Consider the following 3,583-nt stretch of genomic DNA (forward strand, 5'->3'; position numbering starts at 1 on the left):
GTGGTCCTGCTGGGGGCCGCGGTGGTGGCGGTGCCGCTGTTCCGCAAGGCTCAGCTGGGCTCGGTCCTGGGCTATCTGGCCGCGGGGCTGGTGATCGGCCCCTTCGGCCTGCGCTTCGTCACCGAGGCCGAGACCATACTGCATGTGGCCGAGCTGGGCGTGGTGATGTTCCTCTTCATCATCGGCCTGGAGATGCGGCCGGCCAAGCTCTGGAACCTGCGCCGGGAGATCTTCGGCCTGGGCGCCGTCCAGGTGGCCCTGTGCACGGCCCTGCTCACCGGGGTCGGGCTGCTGGCCGGCCTGCCCACGGTGGCGGCCTTCATCGGCGCCAGCGGTTTCGTCCTGTCGTCCACCGCCGTGATCATGAAGATGCTGGACGAGCGGGGCGAGACGAGCACGCCGTCTGGCCAAAGGTCTGTGTCCATCCTGCTGCTGGAGGATCTGGCGGTGGTCCCCCTGCTGGCGATCGTCGCGGTTCTGGCCTCGGTGGCGGGAAACCAGGCCGCCGGCGCCGAGCGGCCGCTGTGGCTGGCCATCGCCCTGGCGGTCGGCTCCCTGGTCGCCCTGCTGGCGGCGGGCAAGTGGCTGCTGAACCCCTTCTTCCGCCTGCTGGCGCGAAGCGGCGCGCGGGAGATCATGACGGCGGCGGCCCTGCTGGTGGTGCTGGGCTCGGCGCTCTTCCTGGACTGGGGCGGGCTGTCCATGGCCATGGGCGCCTTCCTGGCCGGGGTGCTGCTCTCGGAATCGGTGTTCCGCCACCAGCTGGAGGCCGACATCGAGCCCTTCCGGGGCATCCTGCTCGGGCTGTTCTTCATCAGTGTCGGCATGTCCCTGAACCTGGCCGTCGTGGCCGAGGCCTGGCCGCTGATCCTGGGGGGCGTGGTCGCCTTCATGGGCGTCAAGGCCCTGGGCATCTACGGGGTGGCGCGCCTGTTCCGGGCGGGCCATCGCGAGGGGCTGGACCGGGCGGCCCTGTTCGCCCAGGGCGGGGAATTCGCCTTCGTCCTCTATGGCGCGGCCCTGGCGGGCGGCGTCATCGACCCGCGCACCGGCGCGATCATGACGGCCATCGTCATCCTGTCCATGGCGCTCACCCCCCTGGTGCTGATCGGCATGGAGCGGCTGCGCCCGCGCGCGCCGGTGTCCATGGAGGGGATCGAAACGGCCGATGGTCTGCAGGGCCAGGTGCTGATCATCGGCTTCGGTCGATTCAGCCAGGTGGTGTCCCAGCCCCTGCTGGCCCGGGGCATGGAGATTTCGCTGATCGAGAACGATGTGGAGATGATCCAGGCCGCCGCCAATTTCGGGTTCAAGGTCTATTTCGGCGACGGCGCCCGGCTGGACGTCCTGCGCGCGTCGGGCGCAGAGACCGCCGAGGCCATCCTGGTGGGCGTGGACAAGCCCGAAACGGCCGACCACATCGTCGAACTGGTCAAGGCGGAGTTCCCGCACGCCCGCCTGTTCGTCCGCGCCTATGACCGCGGGCACGCCCTTCGCCTGACCCAGGCTGGCGTGGAGGGCCATGTGCGCGAAACCTTCGAGTCGGCCATGGTCATGGGCGAGAAGATGCTGGTGGCCCTGGGCCTTGATCCGGACGCCGCGGCTGAAACCATGGTCGATGTCCGCCAGCGGGACGAGGAGCGTTTCGAGCTGCAGATGATCAGCGGACTGGCGGCGGGGCGCGCCCTGTTGCGCAACAATGGCGCCACCTTCCAGCCCGAGCCCCTGTCGCCGCCGCGCAAGCCCGCCCAGGCCCTGGACCCGGCCACCGCCGACGTCCTGGCGGCTCGACGTCCCGAACCCGCCAACTGAACAGCGCCGGTCGTGGCGCCGAGCCGAACGAACCCGCGCCGTGCTATGGCGGCGTTAATCCTTATTGCGCCATAAATGGTGTTCGACTGGAGCCCCTCCCATGCCCATGACCCAGGTCGATCTCGAAGCCGCCCTGCGCCAGGCCTTCCCCGACGCCCAGATCGCCATCGATGATCTGGCCGGCGACGGCGACCACTATCGCGCGCGGATCGTCTCCGCCGCCTTTTCGGGCCTGACCCGCGTGAAGCAGCACCAGCTGGTCTATGCGGCGCTGAAGGGACGCGTGGGCGGCGAGCTGCACGCCCTGGCGCTCGAGACCTCAGCCCCGACCTAGGAGCCCCCAGGCGATGCGCTACCGGCCCTTCGGCGTGAGTGGCAAGGCGGTCTCGGCCGTCAGCCTCGCCATGTCCGAAGTCTACCGGAGCCAGCCGGCCGCCCAGTGGCGCAATCTGGCCATCGCGGCCCTGGAGAGCGGCGTCAACGCCTTCGAGGTCACCGACGGCTCCCCCCAGGCGGCCGACGGGCTGCGCCAGGCGCTGGAGAGCCTGGAGCGGCGGCTGGTCTTCCTGGCCTGGCGGGTGCCCGGCGATGGCCGCTCGCCCTTGGACGCCCGGCGCCTGCAGCAGTGCGTGCGCGACAGCCTGCAACAGACCGGCGGCGCCTATCTCGACCTGCTGGTGGTGGACGAAGCCGCCTACGCCACCATGTCGAGCGAGGCCTCGCGCCTGCTGGAAGACCTGCGGCGCAGTGATCTTGTGCTGGCGGCGGCCATCGCCGGCTCCGGCGCGGTGGTGGACCAGGCGCTGGCCGAGGGCCGGTTCGACGCCCTGGTGTCGCCCTACAATCTGACCACGGGCTGGGCCACGCGAAGGCGCATCCGCGAAGCCTCCCTGGCCAATATCGCCGTGATCGGGGCGGAGGCCTTTCCCCCCGCCCTCTGCGCCCAGCCGGCCCAGTCGCCTTCCAGGCCCAGCCTCTTCCGTCGCCCCGGTCCCAGCGCCACGACGGCGGGTCCCTACGGCTTCCTGCATGACACGCGGGGGTGGGAGGCCGACGAGCTGTGCCTGGCCTACGCCATGACCGAGCCGGCCCTGGCCACCATCCAGATCGAGGCCAGCCGTCCCGAGGTGATCGAGCGCCTGGCCCTGGTCCCCGACCGGGAACTGCCCACGGGCCTCGCCGCCCAGATCGAAATGGCCAGGATCGACAGCGAGAATCCGACGCCCCGCGGCTGAGCGCCGCTTGACCGCGCGAGGGCCGCTCCCTAGCTCTTGCACCACTGTCGCGACTTCATTGAAAGGCCGTTCCCATGAGCGAGGCCGCCGCCAACCCCGCCCACGACTTCATCGCCAAGACCCTCCAGGAGCATCAGGTGGTGCTGTTCATGAAGGGCGTGCCCGAACAGCCGCGCTGCGGCTTCTCGGCCGTGGTGGTGCAGATCCTCGACCATCTGGGGGTGGACTTCGTGGGCGTGGACGTCCTGCAGGACGACGCCCTGCGCGACGGCATCAAGACCTTCACCGACTGGCCGACTATCCCACAGCTCTATGTGAAGGGCGAGTTTGTGGGCGGCTCGGACATCGTGCGCGAGATGTTCCAGACAGGCGAACTGAAGCCCTTCATGGCCGAGCAGGGCGTCCTGGCCGCGTGAGCCGGGCCTTTGAGCCGCCGGAGGGGCGGCGGGTCTTCCGGCGGGTCTTCACCCCCGTCGCCAGCGATATCGACGCCAACGGCCATGTGAACAACGTGGTCTATCTGGCCTGGGCCCAGA

At 70.0% G+C, this 3,583-nt stretch carries 4 protein-coding genes and 1 pseudogene; all 5 read left to right on the forward strand.

From position 1 onward, the window contains the following. Nucleotides 1-1,812, forward strand: a 1,812-nt coding sequence (locus V7D28_RS14450) for a monovalent cation:proton antiporter-2 (CPA2) family protein (protein WP_333588084.1), incomplete at its 5' end; no start/stop codon positions are given. A 100-nt stretch (nucleotides 1,813-1,912) separates the two neighbouring features. Next, on the forward strand, nucleotides 1,913-2,146 hold the full coding sequence (locus V7D28_RS14455; protein WP_333588085.1) for a BolA family transcriptional regulator: 234 nt from the start codon (nucleotides 1,913-1,915) through the stop codon (nucleotides 2,144-2,146). A gap of 13 nt (nucleotides 2,147-2,159) precedes the next feature. Continuing rightward, nucleotides 2,160-3,047, forward strand: coding sequence for an aldo/keto reductase (locus V7D28_RS14460; protein ID WP_333588086.1), 888 nt, complete (start codon nucleotides 2,160-2,162; stop codon nucleotides 3,045-3,047). Nucleotides 3,048-3,121: 74 nt separating this feature from the next. Beyond that, complete coding sequence (gene grxD, locus V7D28_RS14465) at nucleotides 3,122-3,463, forward strand: Grx4 family monothiol glutaredoxin (RefSeq protein ID WP_333588087.1); 342 nt, start codon at nucleotides 3,122-3,124, stop codon at nucleotides 3,461-3,463. Then, nucleotides 3,460-3,583: pseudogene (locus V7D28_RS14470) on the forward strand (acyl-CoA thioesterase); the annotation flags it as partial. The gene grxD and the pseudogene V7D28_RS14470, both read left to right, overlap by 4 nt.

Origin of the sequence: Phenylobacterium sp., from assembly GCF_036723115.1 — a bacterium.
GTDB lineage: Bacteria > Pseudomonadota > Alphaproteobacteria > Caulobacterales > Caulobacteraceae > Phenylobacterium.